Here is a 19,215-nt window from a genome sequence, read left to right on the forward strand (position 1 = left end):
GATGTGATCAGGACCGTGGATACCGGTCTCCAAGCCAATAATCGAGGGATACGCGGCCGGGCCCCCAGGCGGCAATGCCCAGCGCCATGGCGATCCAGGTCAGGTGTACCGGCCATCCATCCGGCACGGTCAGCTGGATGATCAGCGTCATCAATACGATTCCCAACGCGGCAAATCGCGCGCCAATACCTGCGATCAGCAGTACTGGCAGCACCACTTCGCCGCAGCCGGACAGAAAGGCGAACAGTGCCGGCGCAGGAAACGGGTAAGGTCCACCGGGCAGGTGCAGCCGGAATTCATCCGTAAACAGATAAATAGCGGTGTCGTTAAGCATCAAAAAGCCCTGCCATTTCAACAGGCCGGATTTCAGGAAAGGAACGGCCAGCGCTACGCGCAACAGTAATTGAACCAGCCACGGCCGGGCGATCCATTGCACACCCGCTCTGGCGCTTGCAGCCAGGCCGGCTATTTTCCACTGGCCGGAGATGGATGCCTGGTCTTGGTTTAGTATCATGGTCAACTCTCCATTTGAATCGTGGTGAACGCGCCCGCCGTGATCATGGCAGCCAGGCTGGCCGACAGATCGAAATCGGGCGCGGTATCGAATGCGGTGGCGGCCGCGTCTCCCAGGGTCAGGCCGTCAAGCAGTGCGCAGAGAAAGGCCGCAGCAGCTGCGGACAGGTTCGAGACGATCACATCCTCATCTGGGCGCGTGACGAGTGCGTTCTGGGCCTCGCTTGATGTCAGGGTGCTCACCGGGCCATCCTGTTTGTTCATGGCGAAGATGGCCACGGCAGGATAGGGCGACTGTACGAGGCGGGTAGCCGGATGCGCGTGCAGGCGTAGCCCGTTCAATGCCGGCTCCGGCACCCGGACCAGATCCTGGGCCTGCAGAACGGGTGCGTCGGCCGCATGATAGGCATCCAGCCAGGCGCGTTCGATACGTGCCGTGTCGGCAAGCCAGGGCAGGTTCTGTGCATAGAGGTAAGACTCGATAAAAGCCGGAAAATCACGTCCGTAATCGAATAGCAGTGGCGACGAGGGTGGGCAGGCCCGTACATGAAACCGTGCCATGGCCCGGAAAAATTCAACACCCGTGATGCGCTGCACGGCAGGATAAATCGCTGCCAGCGCATCGATCAGGCTGACCGTGACATTATTGCGGTAAACGTTGTAGCGTGTTTGTGGGTTCTGTCCAGGATGAGCTACGACGTCAGTCGGCAAGGCGCGGTTCGGGTTGAGCAGACCGGCGCAGAATGTCGGTGCGTACTCATCATTCATGGCAGACCTCGGCCAGTACGTTTTGTCCCTGCCGGCTCACGGCCGCATTCAGGTATTGTCTTGCACGTAACGCCTGTGCTTTCAGAATCGGCCAGGCGGGCACATTGCTGTCCCATTCGATCAGCGTGGGGAAGGGACCGGCCCGGTCAATCACGTTTTCGTAGAGTCGCCATACGGCAGCGGCCACTGCCCGGTCATGGCTGTCGATGAGCAGTCGCTGCGTCGTGTCAGCATTCTCTTCGCTGTGCCCGGCCAGATGAATTTCGCCTACCCGGTTCAATGGAAAACCTGCGAGATAGGCTTCTGCACTGAGCCCATGATTGATTGCACTGACGTAGACATTGTTGATATCCAGCAGCAGACCACAGCCTGTGCGGCGTGCGATTTCATGCAGAAAGTCCGTTTCCTGCATGTCAGATGACGCAAACTGAATATAGGTCGACGGATTCTCCAGCAATAAGGGACGCGAGATCGCCATCTGTACCTGGTCGATATGATCGCACACGGTTTGCAAGGTGGTCCGGGTATAGGGCAGGGGCAATAGATCGTTGTAAAACGTATTGTTGTGCGAAGACCAGGCCAGGTGCTCCGACACCAGGACCGGTTCATAGCGTTTGACGAGCTGCGCGAAGCGTTCAAGGTGTACGGTGTTCAACGGTTCCGGGCCGCCGATCGACATGCAGACACCATGAATGGACAGTGGATACTGCTCTCGAATCGCCGTCAGGGTCCGATGTGGCGGACCGCCTGCGCCCATATAGTTTTCTGCATGTACTTCGAAGAATGCATCAGTCCAGCTGTCTGCCAGGATGGTTGCCAGGTGTTCATGCTTGAAGCTGGTTCCCGTCAGCCGTTGCCGGCGCGGATTCACATCGGATCCCGCGCAAAAGGGGCGGCCGTTCACGTCGCCGGATGTGAGTATGGTGCTGTCGTACACGGCCGTTTCCTGTCTGATTACACCGATCAGGCTTTGACAGGGGTCAATGAGCCATGACCGCCGCCGGGTACCTGAATGTTTTCGCATGTGCCTGCCTGGACAAACTTCCATGCATTGCCCTGGAAGTCCTTGGTGGAGGTGCCCTGGCAGGTCGTGCCGGGACCGGCTGCGCAGTCGTTCTGTCCCTTGAGCGCAACGCCGTAGCATTTGACCTTTTTGGCAGAGACGGCGGCGTCGGCTTCTGCCTTTGTCAAAGGGCCGGCATGGGCGACCGACGCCATCACGCCGGCGATGGCACTCGCGAGCAGAGCGGAACTGACCATTGATTTAGCTGACATACATTTCTCCAGTAATTGACAATCGATGCATCCGGAATGGATACATAAGAGAGTTCGCCCGGAATCAGAAATGGGTTACAGCCTGGGTGGATTTTTTATGAAAATTAATGAGAACCGCAATAACGATGCAGGTTTCCAGAATAATTATGTTTGCAATAAAATAAGTAGCTTATCCGTCAGCCCGGGCCAGTTCACGCATTGCCAAAATATCGCGTTTGGGCGGCGCGCCAAACAGACGGCTGTATTCCCGACTGAACTGCGATGGGCTCTCATAGCCCACCCTGAAGGCGGCAGTGGCCGCATCCAGGTGCTCGTTGAGCATCAGGTGTTTCGCCTCGTTCAGGCGCAGCCATTTCTGATATTGCAGCGGACTCATGGCCGTCAGTTGCCGAAAATGATGGTGAAAGGTCGGCGTGCTCATCTGTACACTGGATGCCAGCTCTTCCACCCGCAGCGGCGTGGCAAAGTTTTGTTTGAGCCAGTCGATCGTGCGCGCAATACGGTAACTGTGGCCGTCGACCGAGGCGATCTGGCGCAGCCTGGCGGCCTGATCGCTCTTCAATAAACGGTAATGGATTTCGCGTTCAAAAAGCGGCGCCAGGGTGTCAATCGCTTCGGGCTCATTTAGCAGGTTCACCAGCCGCCTGAACGGGTCCAGTATGTCAGATGTGATGTTACCCAGGCCGATGCTGCCCGCAGACGGTCGCTCGCGTGGGATAGGCACGTCGCCGTGGGCAATCAGTTCCGCCAGCGTGCGCAAATTCAGACTCAGGGTCAGCCCCAGGCAGGGCGTTTGGGGGCTGGCGGTCATGACCTGGGACGTTGCGGGCAGATCGACAGAGGTAATCAGAAAGCGCGACACATCGTAGGGATAGGCTTGTTCTCCGACCCACATTCTTTTGGCGCCCTGAACCACCAGGACGATGCTGGGGTTGACAATGCAGTAGCGTGGCGGAGTTGGCGCTTCACGGCGGAAAAAATTCAGGCCGGCAATAGGAGTCGGGCAATCTTCTGTGCCTGCGCTCCATTTATCAATCATGCGTGCCAGCGATTCGCGTAGGGGATGGCTGCCGTTTTCCATTTTTTAAGTCAATTTAGGAGTCGGATAAGGGAGAGTCCGGGAAAAAGATACTTTACCCAGTTTCTGCACACAATGCCACAAAACGCTGTCGATTCATCGTAATAGGCAAGAAAATGAGATCATTGTGATACCAGTTCGGCATGGGGGTCGCCGAAAATATAAATCTCTTTCAGTGAGGCCGGCATGCCGGTTTTTTCTGTTTTCGATGGTTTTATATCAAGGAAATACCATGTCTATCCACGCATACGGCGCCCACGCAGGCGATCAACCGCTAGAGTCCATGACGATTACCCGGCGTGCACCCGGCCCTCATGACATCCAGATCGACATTGCCTATTGTGGTGTGTGCCACTCCGACCTGCACCAAGTGCGTTCGGAATGGGCCGGTACGCTTTATCCTTGCGTGCCAGGGCACGAAATCGTAGGCCGGGTATCGGCTGTCGGCGATCATGTATCAGGTTTCAAATCAGGCGATCTGGTGGGTGTAGGTTGCATTGTCGATAGCTGCCAGCATTGCGAAGAGTGCGATGCCGGGCTGGAAAACTACTGCGACGGAATGGTCGGAACCTATAACGGAGCGACTGCCGATGAGCCCGGGCACACGCTGGGTGGCTATTCCCAGCAGATTGTGGTGCATGAGCGCTATGTATTGCGAATCCGCCATCCCGAGGCGCAACTGGCTGCCGTGGCCCCGTTGCTGTGCGCAGGGATTACGACGTATTCGCCTTTGCGGCATTGGGGGGTGTCGACCGGGAAGAAGGTCGGCGTGGTGGGTATTGGTGGCCTGGGGCACATGGGCATCAAGCTGGCAGCCGCGATGGGCGCGCATGTGGTGGCGTTTACCACATCGGAATCCAAACGCGATGCGGCCCGGGCATTGGGGGCGCACGAAGTGGTGGTTTCGCGTAATGAAGACGAAATGGCGGCCCATGCCAAAAGCCTGGATTTCATTCTGAATACGGTCGCTGCGCCACACGATCTGGACCCTTTCTTTGCGCTGCTCAAGCGGGATGGCACAATGACGCTGGTTGGTGCGCCCGCCACCCCGCATCCGTCGCCTGATGTGTTCAATCTCATTACCAAACGCCGCAGTCTGGCAGGTTCTATGATTGGTGGAATTCCTGAAACACAGGAAATGCTGGATTTTTGTGCCGATCATGACATCGTGGCCGATATTGAAATGATCCGCGCCGATCAGATCAACGATGCTTATGAGCGCATGCTCAAGGGCGATGTGAAGTATCGCTTCGTCATGGATATTACGTCTATGGCGACGTAAGCTGCGATTTCGTCAGAACGAACACCCGACACGAGTAACAAAGACGTCACGAAGACGTTGCGCAAACGTTACTAATGAGCTACGAATGGCTCGCCTCACAGCAGCCATTCGATCGGCAGTACCGACAGGAACCGGACGAAGCCGCGCTTGAAAAAGCCGGTTTCAGGCTCGGTGTCGTAGCGGATCTGTTCACCGTCACGGCGTTCGATCCAATACAGATCGCCCGTGTCCGACAGTCGCACTTCATACGAATTTTCAGGGATGCCCTGGTCAAACATTTTAGCGATCTGGCGAGCCATAGTCGGACTTTCAATGACAAAACCCAGTTCCGTGTTCAGGTGAGCTGAGCGCGGATCAAAGTTGAACGAACCGACGAAAACACGTTTGTCATCAACCGCGAACGTCTTGGCATGCAGACTGGATCCGGAACTGCCAAAAGGACCAGCGCTGTTGGTGCTTTTTCCCATGGCCGACATGCGCCGCAATTCAAACAGCGTGATGCCGGCAGAAAGCAGGTCTTTACGCCGTTTGGCGTAGCCGGCATGCACTGCCGGCACATCCGTCGCGTCCAGTGAGTTGGTCAGCACACGCAGTTTGATGCCGTTTTTGGCCATTTTGGTAAACACATCTACGCCCGCCGCCGTCGGTACGAAATATGGGGAGATAAGATCGACCGTGTGGGTGGGGCGCCCTAGCATCTCGCCCAGCTGGTGAATCAGCAGTCCATTCGAAGCCGCTTTGCCCAGACCCTTGGCCGGATCGTCGCTGACCATTCGCGTGTCAGCCCATTCGACGGCCAGCTCCCCTTTCAGCAACTGGGGAATGAAAGCGGAAGTCCGGATCGCCTGGGTATACTCGGCAGCGGCCGCAGATTGTGCCAGGGTTTGCGCAGTCGCCTGTATCTGCTGCATATCGCTTGCATTGACTTTTGGCAGAATCAGATCAACCGGATAAGACGACCCGCTTTGCCAGTAGCGATCGAAATCGCTGGACACATCGCCCACAACCTTGCCAACCGCCAGCACATCGAGATCGGCAAACTGCACCGCCTCGCCCGCGCCGAAATATTCGTCGCCGATATTACGCCCGCCTACAATGGTCGCCTGATTATCGGCCGTAAATGATTTGTTGTGCATGCGACGATTGGCGCGCATAAAGTCGGTCACAAAGCCAACCGACTTGGGCCAGCGAACAATAAACGGATTGAACAGGCGTATCTCAATGTTCGGATGGCTGTCCAGCGCGGCCAGTGTCTTGTCCAGGCCATTGGTACCATTATCGTCCAGAAGCAGGCGGACACGCACACCCCTGTTTGCGGCGGCCCTGAGTTCGTCAAGGAGCAGGGTGCCGGTGATATCTCCATGCCAAATATAATATTGCACGTCCAGCGATTTTTGTGCAGCGCGCGCCAGTAGCATACGGGCCGCGAAAGCGTCATGGGCGTCTGCCAGTGCAGTAATACCGCTTTTTCCAGGATGCGCCTGAACCCGGGGCGCGATGGCACGGCCCAGAGCCGTGGTTTCGGATTCTGTGATGCCCAGCGCCCTGCTGTTTGTTCTGTTGTCCAGTGCAGGCAGCGAGCAGCCTGCCAGCAGGGCGCTCACCAGGCAAAGAACAGCAAGCCTCATCAGTAATAAGGCATCGATTCTGAGGCTTAGGGTAGAGAAGGACATGGAACGGCTCGGACGGGATGGCATGCGAATGACCGATTGTGCCTGATCCGAGCCCGCGTGCACAAGTCATCTGGCGTATTGCTTCCATATAAGACGTGCCGGTTCGCGTGGTAGGGACGCCTTGGCTCCAATGCCGGTTAAAATATTGGCCTGCATTGGAGTGACCGATTGACCGTCTCAGGCGGACACGGTATCGGCAGGCACCTTAGAGAGCACGTCGTCGACAAAGTCCATTCTGTCCTTGCCCCAGAACATTTCATTGTTGGCAATAATCATGGGTACACCGAAGACCTCGCGCTCAATGCCCCTGTCGGTACTGGCGGCCAGTTCTGCCGCGATTTCATCGCTTGCGCTCAAGCGCTCGAACTCGTCAGGATCCACACCCAGCTCGGCGGCAATCGGCCGCAGACCGGCGTATTCTGCAATGGTGGCGTCTCCCTGTTCCCAGTAGCGGTCCATTACCCTCTCGACGAACTCAAGCTCTTTGCCGTAGCGTCTCATGGCCAGAGAGCCACGCAGTACACGGCTTGACTTGATCGGAAACTGGCGCGGAATCTGAAAGGGCAGGTTGTATTTTTTTGCCCAGCGCATCAGGTCCTGCTTGCGATTCCTGAGCTTGGCTTTGGGCTCTTTCATCAACTCATAATTATTAGTGCGAAATACATAGCCCAGATTGAACGGATGCAGGATCAGCTCGCAGTCATGGCGCGCCAGGATCGGTTTAATCAGTTTCAGGGCAAAGTAGGTGTTGGTGCTGCCGACATCCCAATACATTTCAATTTTCTGTTTAGACATGTTTATTACTCCGACAATAAAATAGTTACTTCAAATAGGCAGATGATTGTTCTATCAATGGCGCCCACAAGCTGATCTGGCTGTGCAAGTGCTGTTTCAGGCTGGCCGGGGTGGCTCGTGCCGGATCCACCGGCACGGCGCCCAGTTTGCTCATACTGGTTTTGAATTCCTGGTCCGACAATGCTGCCTGAAGCGCCTGGCTCAGGCGATTCACTACCGGTACGGGCGTTCCCTTGGGTGCATAAATGGCATGCCACACGCTGATCTCGAAATTGTTCAATCCCTGTTCGCTTAACGTGGGCAGGTCAGGCAGGCTAGCCAGCCTGTTACGGCTCGTGGAGCCATAGGTCTGGACCCGATGTGCCTGGATGGGCGACAGCGTTGTGGTGATCTGGTCGCACAAAAGGTCCACTTGCCCGCCTTGCAGGTCGGTCAATGCCGGGGCGGCACCCTTGTAGGGAACCATGGTCATGTCCAGTTTGAGGGTCGACATGAGCATCAGCGCACACAAATGGGAGGCGGTGCCGATGCCGGCGTTACTAATGTTGATGGACTTGCGATGCGTCTGCAGATAAGTGCGCAGGCTGTCAAAATCCCCGGCCGGCAATGCTTTTTTTCCGATCAGTGTCATCGGAACGTCGGCGACTTCACCCACATACGCAAAATCCTTTTGTGGATCAAATTGCAGTTGTGGATTCAGCGATTTCACGGTGGACATGCCGATGTTGTGGATAAGGAGGGTGTAGCCGTCCGGGGCAGAGCGCGTCAGGTTTTCAATCCCGACAATGCCGCCGGCACTGGGACGGTTTTCTACCACGATCGTCTGCTTCAGATCTTTTTCCATGGCCCTGGCCAGATGCCGGGCGACGACATCCGTGGGACCGCCTGCCGAGAATGGCACAATCAGCTTGACTGCATGATCGGGATAGCTGCCGGCCATGGCCGCTTGGGTCGAGAGCAGCAGTGTTGCTGCCATAATATGTTTGAACATGGGTGTCTCCTCCATGAATGGTTTCAGGTTTCTGTCGTTTCCTTGATACTGCGCGGGGCTGTTTTGTCTTTGATCAGCACGCCCTCGTCGTATAGTTGTTCTATGTTTTCGTCCGGCATCGCCAGGATGTCCCGTAAAACACTTTCGTTGTGTTCGCCCAGCAAACCGGCCTGGAGTTTTTTTTCTGGTTTCCAGCTGGAAAATGTCACAGGCAGGCCCGGAATATCGAAAGAGCCAAGCCCCGCATCGTGCACCTGTCTAACGGTGTTGCGCTGTTTCAAGTGAGGATGTGCCATGGCTTCATTCAGGGTCAGCACCGGGGCGCAGGGTATGCGATGCTTTTCCAGCGCCGCCAGGGCGTCGTCGCGGTTGTCGAACCCGCCCAGCCAGCCTTCAAGTGTGTTTTTCAGATCTTCGTTGTGGTCGCGTCGCAATGCGGCGGTCGCGTACCGTGGGTCATCCAGCAATTCGGGTGCGTCCAGCGCCTGTACGAAGGCTTTCCACTGATGCGGTAATATGGCAAGCGCAATGTAACTGCCATCGGCACACTTGAAGACGCCGGTAGGTCCGCCATCAGGATGCTGAGAGCCGGTGCGACGCGGCGTATAGTTCTTGCGCAGCGATACCCTGGGAATGGCCACTTCATGCATTTGAAAGTAAGTATCCAGTAGCGTTGCCTCCACATATTGCCCCTGTCCGGTCCGCTCCCGGTGCAACAGCGCATAGCCGATGGCCATCGCCGCCGAAATACCGGTGGCCGTGTCTCCCATTGCCATGGTGATCAAGGCGGGGTCGCCGTCGGGATCGCCAATCAAATCGGTAATGCCGGCGTACGCCTGGGCAATATAGTCGTAGCCGGGCTTCTGGCTTAATGGACCGGTCTGCCCGGCCAGTGATATGGAGCACATGACCAGACGTGGATTGATTTTTTTAAGTTCTTCATATGACAGCCCTGCCCGTTCCATTACGCCTGGGCTGAAGTTCTCTACCAGCACATCGAAATGAGGAATGAGCGCGCGCAGCAGGGCCAGGCCTTGTGGATTTTTCCAGTCAAGCGCCAGGCTGCGCTTGGAATGATTATGCTGGAAATAATATGTGCTTTGTGATGACCCTTTGTGTGCCGGATCGCGTGGTTTCAGACCACCGAAACGGGTCCGGTCGCCATAAGGGGCCAGTTCCAGCTTGATCACGTCAGCCCCCAGTTCCGCCATGATACGGCTGCATGTCGGTCCGGCAACGATCTGGGTCATATCAAGGACACGATAGCCCTGAAGCATTGATTTCATGATTGTTCTCCTGAAGGCGCGGTGGTCTGTCCCTGTGCAAACTGCGCATCGCCGAACAGGTTATTCCACCGTTGGGCATCGGGTTTGGCGCCGCTTCTGTCGACTTTTTCCGCCAGGACTGCCAGGCCCCGCTGGACAGCTGGACGCGCGCGGACCGCACTGAACCAGCGCTGCAGATTGGGCCATTGCTCGATATTCTGGCCTTGCCATTTATAGGGGCGCAGCCAGGGGTATGTGGCAATGTCGGCCAGCGAATAGGCGTCGCCGCCCAGGTATTCGCTTTGCGCGAGCCGTCGGTCAAGCACACCGTAGATGCGCCTGGCCTCATTCGTGTAGCGATCGATTGCATAGTCAATGGCCTGTGGCGCGTACTTCCTGAAATGATGCGCCTGTCCCAGCATGGGGCCGATTCCGCCCATCTGAAACATGAGCCATTGCAGCACGCCATAGCGGGCATGCGGCTCTGCAGGATACAGATCGCTGGACGCCTTCTCTGCCAGATACATCATGATCGCGCCCGATTCGAACAGGGAAATGGGTTTATGATCGGGGCCATCGGTATCGATCAGGGCCGGAATTTTGTTGTTCGGACTGATCTGCAGAAATTCCGGGGTGAACTGCTCACCCTTGCCGATATGGATCGGGATGACTTCATAGGGCAATGCAAGTTCTTCAAGCAGAATCGAGATCTTGTACGCGTTGGGCGTTGACCAGAAAAATAATTTAATCATGTTTGTGATAAACCGGAAGCGGGTGTGAGAGTCGGTTTTTATAATAGACGCGCAAAATCGTTTCGGATAATATGTCATTGAGATTGCGGTATATCGCAAACCTATAACACGCCAGCACCGCTGCATATATTCGGACCGCAATGGAACTCAGGCAACTCAGGTATTTCATACGTATTGTGGAATTGGGCAGCGTCTCGCGCGCGGCAAAAGATCTCTACATTGCACAACCCGCGCTGAGTGCGCAGATTTCCAAGCTGGAAGATGAGCTTGGCGTCAAGGTGCTGTCACGAAGCGTTCGGGGGGTGACCATGACCCAGGCAGGTGAATCCCTTTATCTGCATTCCCAGGCAGTCCTGCGTCAGATTGAGAGATTGCGCCATGACGTTGTCAATGTCGGATCCCGTCCTGCAGGACCCGTATCGATAGGCGTGCCCACCAGTGCGGCAAACGTGCTGGCCGGCCCGTTGATCAGTGCTGTTCAGGATCGTTATCCGGATATTCAACTGAGAATTGTGGAAAGCCTGAGCGGGCATTTGCAGGAGCTGGTCACCAACGGGCGTATCGAGATGAGCCTGCTGTTTGAAGCCACAGGCGATCCGCTCACGGCCTCAGACGATACGGCGCAACCCGCCCATTTGCACTGGACACCGCTGCTGGACGAAGAATTGTTTCTGCTCTCCAGACGTGAAGAGGGTGCGGGGCAGGATACACCCGCCAGTCTTCAGGAGGTGTCTTCGTTGCGGCTGGTGCTGCCGGGCAAGGCCAATATCACCCGTCAGTTGATCGATGAGGCATTCAGTGCGCAGGGATGTAAACTGAATATCGTTGCCGAGATCGATTCACTCTCCACGATTCAATCCATTGTAGAGAGCGGACACGCCAGTACGATCCTTTCCAGGGCGGCCATGGTCCGCAACGATGACCACAGCCGCGTCAGCGCCCGGACCATAGAACGTGTGGGCCTGAAGCGCAGGCTATCGCTTTGCACCTCGGATATCGTCGGTTACGGGACCGCGGCCGAGAGCGTTGCGGCCATGATTCCTGAACTGGTCAACGCATGCGTGCTGAACGGCCTCTGGTCCGGTACGCTGGCCATTGCGTCTTCGCCAGACGACTCGACGTCGGGCCGGCCATAGCATTTATATATAACCCCAGCGCAAAGTCATATTATTTGGGTGCTGCTGTCACTGCGTAGAATAGCTTCGTTAATAGTGGAGACGATTCATGCAGAAGATACTATCCGAAACCGTTGTGCTTGATTTGACCCGTTTTTTTTCCGGCCCTCAGGCAACGCTTCTGCTTGCCGGCCTCGGGGCTGAAGTGATCAAGATCGACGACCCCAAAACCGGAGACCCGACTGCGTCTTCTCCACCTTATGCGGGCCCCCAGGGCATTTCGTTTTCCCGCCAGACACAGGCGGATATGGGTATTGCCTATCTGAAGCGGGCCAGGGGAAAGAAATCGGTCACGCTGGATCTGAAATCGCCGGAGGGCAAACGGGTTTTCATGAAAATGGTCGAGCGGGCCGATGTGGTTATCGATAATTTCAGCGTGGGCGTCGCGCAACGATTGGGAACCGATTACGAGAGCCTGCAGGCCGTTAACCCGAATATCATTTACTGTTCGCTGACCGGTTATGGCGCCACCGGTCAGGATCGCAATCTGAAGGCATATGATTTGATGGTTCAGGCAGGTGTCGGCCTGATGAGTCTGACGGGCCATCCTGATTCGACGCCGGTAAAGGCCGGCTCGCCCTTGTCCGACGCCATTTCGGGCGTGTTCGCCGCCAGTGGCATTATCGCCGCCTTGCTGCATCGGCACCGAACGGGGCAGGGGCAGTCCATTGATGTCTCGATGGCCGACTGCCTGTTTGCGCTGATGTTCGATGAACCTGTTGATTGCTATAGCGAACTGGGGCTTGAGCACCGGCAAGGCAATCGCATCATGCGATTTTCTCCCTTCAATTCCTATCGTGCGAAAGACGGCTACATCGCTTTGGGCGCGGCGAGCAACGCGGAGTGGACAACGTTGCTGAAAGCCATGGAGCGCGAGGATCTGCTGGGCGACGCCAATATGATGGACCTTGGCTGGCGTATTGCCCATAACGACGAAGTTGATCGAATCGTGTCTGCATGGACACAGACGCGAACCAAGGGCGAGATACTTGAATTGCTTAATGCGCTGAAAATACCGAACAGTCCGGTTCGGACTGTGGCCGAAGTGATGTCATGGCAGCAATTGCATGAGCGAGATATGGTCCAGCCATTGTGGAATCCGCTGGCCCAGGCGCATGTGTCCGCGCGCGGGCCGGGTTTTCCGATCAAGTTCAGCCATACGAAAGCCGTCTACGATATGCCGGCACCCCGGCCCGGGGAACACAGTCGTGATATTCTCAAGCGGCTGGGCGGGCTTTCTGACCAGGAGTTCGACCGGCTGGTTTCGGCTGGCATCGCGTGACGCAAGGCATGGTGGTGTTCTCTTGGGATCAGAACCGAGGGTTCAGGACAATGCACGTCGTCACCTTTTGGTTCGACTTTTAGCCGCTGGCCTCCGCGATCATTCATCGATGTAATGGTTACTACTGATAGAGCGCAGAAAAATATATGCAGTATACTGATTAATATTCAATCAGTACCTGAGATTCCTGTTCACCCTTTTCAGCGGCCTCCCAATATCAATGAATATTCTGTTCAGCCTTTCCAAAGCGATTGACGCCCTCCTGAACGCCATTGGGCGAGTCGTTATCTGGCTTACGCTCGTCGTGGTCCTCATCAGCGCCGGCAATGCGGTGATCCGTAAGGTCTTGCATGTCAGCTCCAATGGCTGGCTGGAGATCCAGTGGTATTTGTTTGGCGCCATCTTTCTGCTGGCTGCAGGCTATACGTTTCTGAAAAATGAACATGTGCGCGTCGACATTATTTCCCAAACGCTGAGCAAGCGCGCTCAGATCATGATTGAAATATTCGGCGTGCTTTTTTTCATGTTGCCTGCCTGTCTGTTGCTGCTTGATTTGTCCATACCGTTTTTCATTCAGTCGTTCGTGACAGCAGAGCAGTCCTCGAATGCAGGCGGCTTGATACGCTGGCCGGTGAAGCTGCTGATTCCCATCGGTTTTTTTCTCCTTGTGCTGGCGGCCATATCGCATCTGATCAAGTGCGTTGCCTATCTGGCGGGTAAGGGGCCCGACCCTTTGGCGCCCGCTCACGGGAAAACCGCGGAACAGCTATTGGCAGAAGAGATCGCCCGCGAGGCACAACAGAAAGAAATAGAACAAAAGGCGGGTAAATAGCATGGAATTTCTGGTCAACAATATGCCGCCGATCATGTTTCTCACATTGATCTGCTTTCTGCTGCTGGGATTTCCGGTCGCGTTTACGCTCGCAGCCAACGGAATTCTATACGCGCTGCTTGGGATCGCTTTCGGCGAGTTTACGTTTTCCTTTTTGCAGGCCTTGCCCGACCGGGTGTTTGGGATCGTCCTTAACGACTCATTGCTGGCGGTGCCGTTCTTCACCCTGATGGGCCTGATCCTGGAAAGATCAGGTATGGCAGAGGATTTGCTGGAAACGATCGGACAGCTGTTCGGCCCGATCCGGGGCGGCCTGGCGATTGCTGTCGTGGTGGTCGGGGCGATGCTGGCGGCAACCACCGGCGTGGTATCGGCATCGGTGATCTCGATGGGGCTGATTTCCCTGCCGATCATGTTGCGCTACGGTTACGATCGCAAGCTTGCAACGGGTGTCATTGCTGCATCAGGAACGTTGTCGCAGATTATTCCTCCCTCACTCGTGCTGATCATCCTGGCCGATCAGCTGGGGCGTTCCATTGGCGATATGTACCGCGGTGCGATGTTGCCCGGTTTTATCCTGGCAGGCGCGTACATTCTTTATGTCGTGATCTGTTCCATCGTCAAGCCGTCGAGTGCACCGGCGCTGCCCGAGGAAGCACGGATTTATCGTGAACCCAATGGGAAAAGTGGGCTGGTCTCGCTGCTGGTGCTCACGATTGTCGCTGCGGCGGGCGCCTGGTTGCTGGATAAAATCCTGCTGACAGAAAAAACGGCGCTGGACGAAGTCGTTGTCCTGAACTTGCTGTTGTGGGGCATCATTGCGTTTGTCATCGCTGCACTGAACAAGGCACTGGGGCTCAGGATGCTGTCGCAGATCGCCGAGCGCGTGGTTTTCGTCATGATTCCTCCCCTGTTACTGATCTTTCTGGTGCTGGGTACAATCTTCATCGGGGTGGCGACGCCGACTGAAGGCGGCGCCATGGGAGCGGTAGGCGCGATTGTCATGGCACTGATCCGACGTCGCCTGAGCTGGGCTTTGCTCAAGCAGGCCATGGATACGACTACCAAGCTCACCAGTTTTGTCGTGTTTATTCTGGTCGGTTCCACAATCTTTACACTTACATTTACCGGATTTGGTGGTCAGCATTGGGTTGAGGGACTGTTTGCAAGTCTGCCAGGTGGCGAAATAGGATTTCTGATTGTCGTCAGTATTGCAACTTTTTTCCTTGCATTCTTCCTGGATTTCTTTGAACTGGCGTTTATTATCGTGCCGCTACTTGGGCCGGTGGCCGACAAGATGGGGATTGACCTGATCTGGTTCGGCGTGTTGCTGGCGGTCAATATGCAGACTTCCTTCATGCATCCTCCTTTCGGATTTGCACTGTTTTATCTGCGTTCTGTTGCGCCCAAGGAAGATTATGTGGATCGTGTTACCGGAAAATTGATCAAAAGGGTCAGTACAGGAGATATCTATCGTGGCTCCATCCCGTTTATCGTCATTCAGCTGCTGATGGTGGTAGCGGTCATGGCCTGGCCCGGCATGGTCATGCACTATAAGGGTGCCGGTACCGGCGTGGATCCCGCCACGGTCAAATTTGATATGGGTACATCGTACGACTCCGGCGGCTATAGCACCGATCCTTATGGCAGTGGCGGGGCAGCCGATTTCGGTAGCCCCGCCCCCGAGCAGGCGCCCGGCACCGAAAAGGAAAAAGATGCCGCGCCGCTCTTCAAATAGCGTAGCGGAATAATAAACGGCAACGACGTCATCGCGGCATTCGTCGTTGTCGTCCGGAATATTAATCAGTATACTGTTATAAAAATCAGGATACAACATTCAAAAGGACAAGGTTCACCCATGACAGTGATGCGCAAGATCGCTTTCGAAGAGCATTTCAGTGCCGTTGGCTTCGACGACTATTCCAAGGCATTCGTGAAACACATTAGTACACAGGGCAGTAGCGAGCTGAATGCCCGTCTTGCGGACTTCGACGACACGCGCATCAAACTGATGGACAAATATGGTATTGAATACGTGATTTTGTCCCAGACCGGACCGGGCGTGCAGAATGAACCGGACAGCGCGACGGCGGTGCGCCGCAGCCGGGAAAATAACGATTTTCTGGCAGCGCAGATCGAGCGCAATCGCGAGCGCTTCGGTGGATTCGCAACGCTGCCCATGCAGGATCCCCGGGCGGCGATAGACGAACTGCGGCGCACGGTGAATGATCTGGGTTTCAAGGGAGCGCTGGTCAATGGTCACACTCAGGGCGTGTACTACGATCTGCCCGAATATGACCCGTTCTGGGCTGAGCTGGAAAAGCTCGGTGTGCCGTTCTATCTGCATCCATTTGACGCCTTTGATGTACCGCATGCATATAGCGGGCACCCGGAGCTGGTGGGCGCAACCTGGGGATGGGGCGTTGAAGCAGGCACACATGCGTTGCGCTTGCTCTTTGGTGGTGTGTTCGATCGTCATCCTGGCGTGAAAGTCATCCTGGGTCATATGGGAGAAGGGCTTCCGTTCCAGCGCTGGCGTTTTGACAGCCGTTTTGCCGTGTACCCGCATGGCGTGACACTCAAGCGTCAACCATCGGAATATATCGGCAACAATATCGTCATTACCACGTCGGGTGTCTGCTCGCACGCAACTTTGCAGGGTGCGATTGCGGAAATGGGTGCCGAAGCGGTGATGTTCTCGGTCGACTATCCCTACGAATCGATCGAATTGGCCGCTCAGTTTATCGATACCGCGCCACTGGATGAAAAAACAAAGCAACTGGTGTGCTACGACAATGCAAAAAAACTGTTCCGGCTTTGATTCAACAGGAGAAGATAATGAACACTTTTATGTACGGGGCGAATGTTCACGCAAATGGCATCCGTCAGCACTACTTGCGATTTGGCGGCGTAGAGGGGGCACGCAAAACGCGTCCGGCGATTGTGATCGTACCGGGTATCACCAGCCCTGCCACTACCTGGGCCTTTGTGGGAGAGCGGTTTGGTCAGCACTATGATACCTATGTGCTTGATGTGCGAGGCCGCGGCCTGAGCGATGCATCTGCTTGCATGGATTACAGTCTGGATGCCCAGGCCAGGGATGTGATCGAGTTTGCCCGTGCACTCAAACTGCAGGAATACATCATCGTGGGACATTCCATGGGCGCGCGCATTGGTGCCAGAGCCGCTGCTACCCGGCCGGCCGGTCTGGCCAGGCTGGTCATGGTTGATCCGCCTGTGTCCGGCCCCGGCCGCCGGGCTTATCCGTCCAAACTGCCGTGGTATGTAGACTCAATGGCGCTGGCGCGCAAGGGTTGCAGCGCGCAGGAGATGAAGGCATTCTGTCCCACCTGGACCGACGAACAATTGCAGCTGCGTGCCGAGTGGCTTCACACGTGTGATGAGCGCGCCGTTATCGAAAGTTTCGAGGGGTTTCATACTGATGATGTCTTTGCCGATTTCCCGAACATTCAGATTCCCGTATTGCTGATGACGGCGGAACGCGGCGATGTCGTGTTGCCCGCAGACGTGAGCGAAATCGAAGGTCTGATCGATGGGCTGACGCATGCCCGGGTGGGTGATGCCGGCCATATGATTCCCTGGGACAACGAAGAGGGGTTCTATCAGGCATTCGGCGATTTCCTGGGAGAGCGCCTGACGGATTCGCGCCAGGCGCGGTAATACCGACAGCGGTGCACGCACCCGTGACAACAAGTGCATGCTGCGTTTTTTTTAATGTTGCGTCCTATATTTACAAGGAGACTGTTCATGGCCGTTAGCGATTATCAACTGATTGCCGCCTGGCAGCACGTTCTGACCCTGTCCAGGCTGGAACGGGGACAAACCGTTACCATTTTAACCAGCGCCATTACGCATCCCCAGACTCTGGCATGTGCGTTGATTGCGGTGCAGTCCATGGGGGCGGTGGTTAACCGGCTGGATTTGCCGCCCGTAAACGCAGAGAAATCATTAAGCCGGGATCCGCTGGCTTACCTTGGCACCACACCGCTTACAGGCAATCCCGCTGCCATTGCCGCGCTGAAGGCCAGCGATCTGGTGCTGGATCTGATGACGCTGCTTTTTTCACCGGAACAGATCGATATCCTGGAAAGCGGCACCAAGATTCTGCTGGCGGTGGAACCGCCGGAAATACTGGTGCGTTGCCTGCCGACTGCCGAAGATCGCGAACGGGTACTGGCGGCTTCGGCACTTATCACGAATGCAAAGGAAATGACCGTCGTCTCGGACGCAGGTACGGATTTGCGTTGTCCGCTGGGCGAATTTCCGGCCATCAGCGAGTATGGCTTTGTTGACGAACCTGGGCGCTGGGATCACTGGCCCAGCGGCTTTTCACTGACATGGCCCAACGAGCAGGGAGCCAACGGCACTATTGTGATCGACACGGGAGATATCCTGTTGCCCCAGAAATCGTATGTAGGCTCGCCCATCACCCTAACGGTGAAAAACGGGTATGCAGTAAAGATCGAAGGCGGAATTGACGCCGAGCGTCTGTCCGAATATATGGAAACCTTCAACGATCCGGAAGGCTATGCGATTTCGCATATCGGATGGGGACTGCAGAAGCGCGCGTATTGGTCAACGCTCGAACTGTACGACAGGGAACAAACCATAGGCATGGATGCGCGCGCCTTCGCCGGCAACTTTCTGTTTTCGCTCGGTCCCAATAATGAAGCGGGCGGGTCTCGCACCACGGCATGTCATATCGATATTCCGTTGCGCAATTGTACGGTGCGACTGGATGAAAAAGCGGTCGTCATAAAAGGAAAGCTTCAGGAAGAGAGACATGGAACACAATAGCGAATCACACGTGTACGCAGCCCAGGGGTTCGGCGCCGATCTTGAATTGAAACCGCCCATCGGATTGTTGATTGTGGATTTGGTTAACGGTTTTGCCGATCCTGACATATTTGGTGGCGGCAATATCCGCCAGGCAATCGACAATACTGTCCCGTTGCTGGAGGCGGCCAGACAGGCTGGCTGGCCCATTGCGCATACGCGCATTGTGTATGCCGATGACGGTTCCGATCACAATGTGTTCAGCGCCAAGATTCCTGCCATGCTGACGCTGACCGAACAGGCGTCGCGCAGTCAGATCGTGCCTGAGCTGACGCCGCGCAGGGGCGAGCTGGTTGTGCGAAAAAATGTAGCATCGGCTTTTTTCGGGACTTCGCTGGCTGCGTGGCTGACGCATCGTGGCGTGCATACGCTGGCGTTCGCGGGCGCCGTTACCAGCGGGTGTATACGGGCCAGCGTGGTGGACGCCAGTCAAATGGGTTTTGCGCCGCTGGTGATCGAAGACTGTGTGGGCGACCGCGCAGAAGGGCCGCATCAGGCGAACCTGTTTGATATGAGGCAGAAATACGCGGTGGTTATGAAGCGGGATGAGGCCCTGGCTGCGTTGGGTATCAAAAGAATGACGGCCAAGGCCTGAAGGATACATCGCCGTGGCATAGGCGAATCTGCCAGGATCTGCAATCAGAAGGGCACGGAAGACCGCGCCCTTTTTTGCTGCT

The 19,215-nt window shown here is 55.9% G+C and carries 19 protein-coding genes; 9 read left to right on the forward strand and 10 right to left on the reverse strand.

Annotation, left to right across the window (positions count from 1 at the left end):
• Positions 1 to 7: 7 nt before the first annotated feature.
• The 5 genes from W822_RS30325 to W822_RS30345 form a co-directional block, all read right to left on the reverse strand.
• A complete protein-coding gene (locus W822_RS30325) occupies positions 8 to 514 on the reverse strand; it encodes a DoxX family protein (protein ID WP_024004333.1) in 507 nt (168 codons plus the stop codon).
• 2 nt (positions 515 to 516) lie between these two features.
• Positions 517 to 1,281, reverse strand: coding sequence for an HvfC/BufC N-terminal domain-containing protein (locus tag W822_RS30330; RefSeq protein ID WP_031242299.1), 765 nt, complete (start codon positions 1,279 to 1,281; stop codon positions 517 to 519).
• The gene (bufB, locus tag W822_RS30335) at positions 1,274 to 2,185 is read right to left on the reverse strand and encodes an MNIO family bufferin maturase (RefSeq protein WP_051401708.1); all 912 of its coding nucleotides are present in this window, start codon (positions 2,183 to 2,185) and stop codon (positions 1,274 to 1,276) included. The genes W822_RS30330 and bufB overlap by 8 nt, the downstream gene beginning before the upstream one ends.
• A gap of 59 nt (positions 2,186 to 2,244) precedes the next feature.
• Positions 2,245 to 2,556, reverse strand: a complete 312-nt coding sequence (locus tag W822_RS30340) for a BufA1 family periplasmic bufferin-type metallophore (protein WP_024004336.1) — start codon at positions 2,554 to 2,556, stop codon at positions 2,245 to 2,247.
• 169 nt (positions 2,557 to 2,725) lie between these two features.
• Positions 2,726 to 3,637, reverse strand: a complete 912-nt coding sequence (locus tag W822_RS30345; RefSeq protein WP_024004337.1) for an AraC family transcriptional regulator — start codon at positions 3,635 to 3,637, stop codon at positions 2,726 to 2,728.
• A 229-nt stretch (positions 3,638 to 3,866) separates the two neighbouring features.
• On the opposite strand from W822_RS30345, the gene W822_RS30350 reads away from it, so the two are divergent.
• Positions 3,867 to 4,916 carry an NAD(P)-dependent alcohol dehydrogenase gene (locus tag W822_RS30350; protein WP_024004338.1) on the forward strand — a complete coding sequence of 350 codons (1,050 nt, stop codon included), beginning with the start codon at positions 3,867 to 3,869 and terminating at the stop codon, positions 4,914 to 4,916.
• A gap of 95 nt (positions 4,917 to 5,011) precedes the next feature.
• Here W822_RS30350 and W822_RS30355 read toward each other — a convergent pair whose 3' ends face one another.
• The 5 genes from W822_RS30355 to W822_RS30375 form a co-directional block, all read right to left on the reverse strand.
• The gene (locus W822_RS30355; protein ID WP_081724365.1) at positions 5,012 to 6,589 is read right to left on the reverse strand and encodes a phospholipase D family protein; all 1,578 of its coding nucleotides are present in this window, start codon (positions 6,587 to 6,589) and stop codon (positions 5,012 to 5,014) included.
• A 177-nt stretch (positions 6,590 to 6,766) separates the two neighbouring features.
• The gene (locus tag W822_RS30360) at positions 6,767 to 7,384 is read right to left on the reverse strand and encodes a 2-hydroxychromene-2-carboxylate isomerase (protein ID WP_024004340.1); all 618 of its coding nucleotides are present in this window, start codon (positions 7,382 to 7,384) and stop codon (positions 6,767 to 6,769) included.
• Between the two features lie 25 nt (positions 7,385 to 7,409).
• Positions 7,410 to 8,375, reverse strand: coding sequence for a tripartite tricarboxylate transporter substrate-binding protein (locus tag W822_RS30365; RefSeq protein ID WP_031242303.1), 966 nt, complete (start codon positions 8,373 to 8,375; stop codon positions 7,410 to 7,412).
• Positions 8,376 to 8,398: 23 nt separating this feature from the next.
• Complete coding sequence (locus tag W822_RS30370; protein ID WP_031242304.1) at positions 8,399 to 9,661, reverse strand: CaiB/BaiF CoA transferase family protein; 1,263 nt, start codon at positions 9,659 to 9,661, stop codon at positions 8,399 to 8,401.
• On the reverse strand, positions 9,658 to 10,392 hold the full coding sequence (locus tag W822_RS30375; RefSeq protein ID WP_024004343.1) for a glutathione S-transferase family protein: 735 nt from the start codon (positions 10,390 to 10,392) through the stop codon (positions 9,658 to 9,660). Before W822_RS30375 ends, W822_RS30370 begins: the two co-directional genes overlap by 4 nt.
• 140 nt (positions 10,393 to 10,532) lie before the next feature.
• On the opposite strand from W822_RS30375, the gene W822_RS30380 reads away from it, so the two are divergent.
• The 8 genes from W822_RS30380 (at position 10,533) to W822_RS30415 (ending at position 19,133) form a co-directional block, all read left to right on the forward strand.
• Entirely contained in the window at positions 10,533 to 11,528 is a 996-nt protein-coding gene (locus W822_RS30380; protein ID WP_024004344.1) for a LysR substrate-binding domain-containing protein, read from the forward strand.
• An 88-nt stretch (positions 11,529 to 11,616) separates the two neighbouring features.
• Entirely contained in the window at positions 11,617 to 12,849 is a 1,233-nt protein-coding gene (locus tag W822_RS30385; protein ID WP_031242306.1) for a CaiB/BaiF CoA transferase family protein, read from the forward strand.
• Positions 12,850 to 13,069: 220 nt separating this feature from the next.
• Entirely contained in the window at positions 13,070 to 13,681 is a 612-nt protein-coding gene (locus tag W822_RS30390) for a TRAP transporter small permease subunit (RefSeq protein WP_024004346.1), read from the forward strand.
• Position 13,682: 1 nt separating this feature from the next.
• Entirely contained in the window at positions 13,683 to 15,419 is a 1,737-nt protein-coding gene (locus tag W822_RS30395; RefSeq protein WP_024004347.1) for a TRAP transporter large permease, read from the forward strand.
• Positions 15,420 to 15,539: 120 nt separating this feature from the next.
• Positions 15,540 to 16,502 carry an amidohydrolase family protein gene (locus W822_RS30400; protein WP_024004348.1) on the forward strand — a complete coding sequence of 321 codons (963 nt, stop codon included), beginning with the start codon at positions 15,540 to 15,542 and terminating at the stop codon, positions 16,500 to 16,502.
• A 17-nt stretch (positions 16,503 to 16,519) separates the two neighbouring features.
• Positions 16,520 to 17,362 (forward strand): alpha/beta fold hydrolase, encoded by an 843-nt coding sequence (locus tag W822_RS30405; protein ID WP_024004349.1) that lies wholly within the window; start codon positions 16,520 to 16,522, stop codon positions 17,360 to 17,362.
• Positions 17,363 to 17,449: 87 nt separating this feature from the next.
• The gene (locus tag W822_RS30410) at positions 17,450 to 18,499 is read left to right on the forward strand and encodes a 2,5-dihydroxypyridine 5,6-dioxygenase NicX family protein (protein ID WP_024004350.1); all 1,050 of its coding nucleotides are present in this window, start codon (positions 17,450 to 17,452) and stop codon (positions 18,497 to 18,499) included.
• Complete coding sequence (locus W822_RS30415) at positions 18,486 to 19,133, forward strand: isochorismatase family protein (RefSeq protein ID WP_024004351.1); 648 nt, start codon at positions 18,486 to 18,488, stop codon at positions 19,131 to 19,133. Before W822_RS30410 ends, W822_RS30415 begins: the two co-directional genes overlap by 14 nt.
• The last annotated feature ends 82 nt before the right edge of the window (positions 19,134 to 19,215 follow it).

Origin of the sequence: Advenella kashmirensis W13003, assembly GCF_000506985.1 — a bacterium.
Lineage (GTDB): Bacteria > Pseudomonadota > Gammaproteobacteria > Burkholderiales > Burkholderiaceae_B > Advenella > Advenella kashmirensis_A.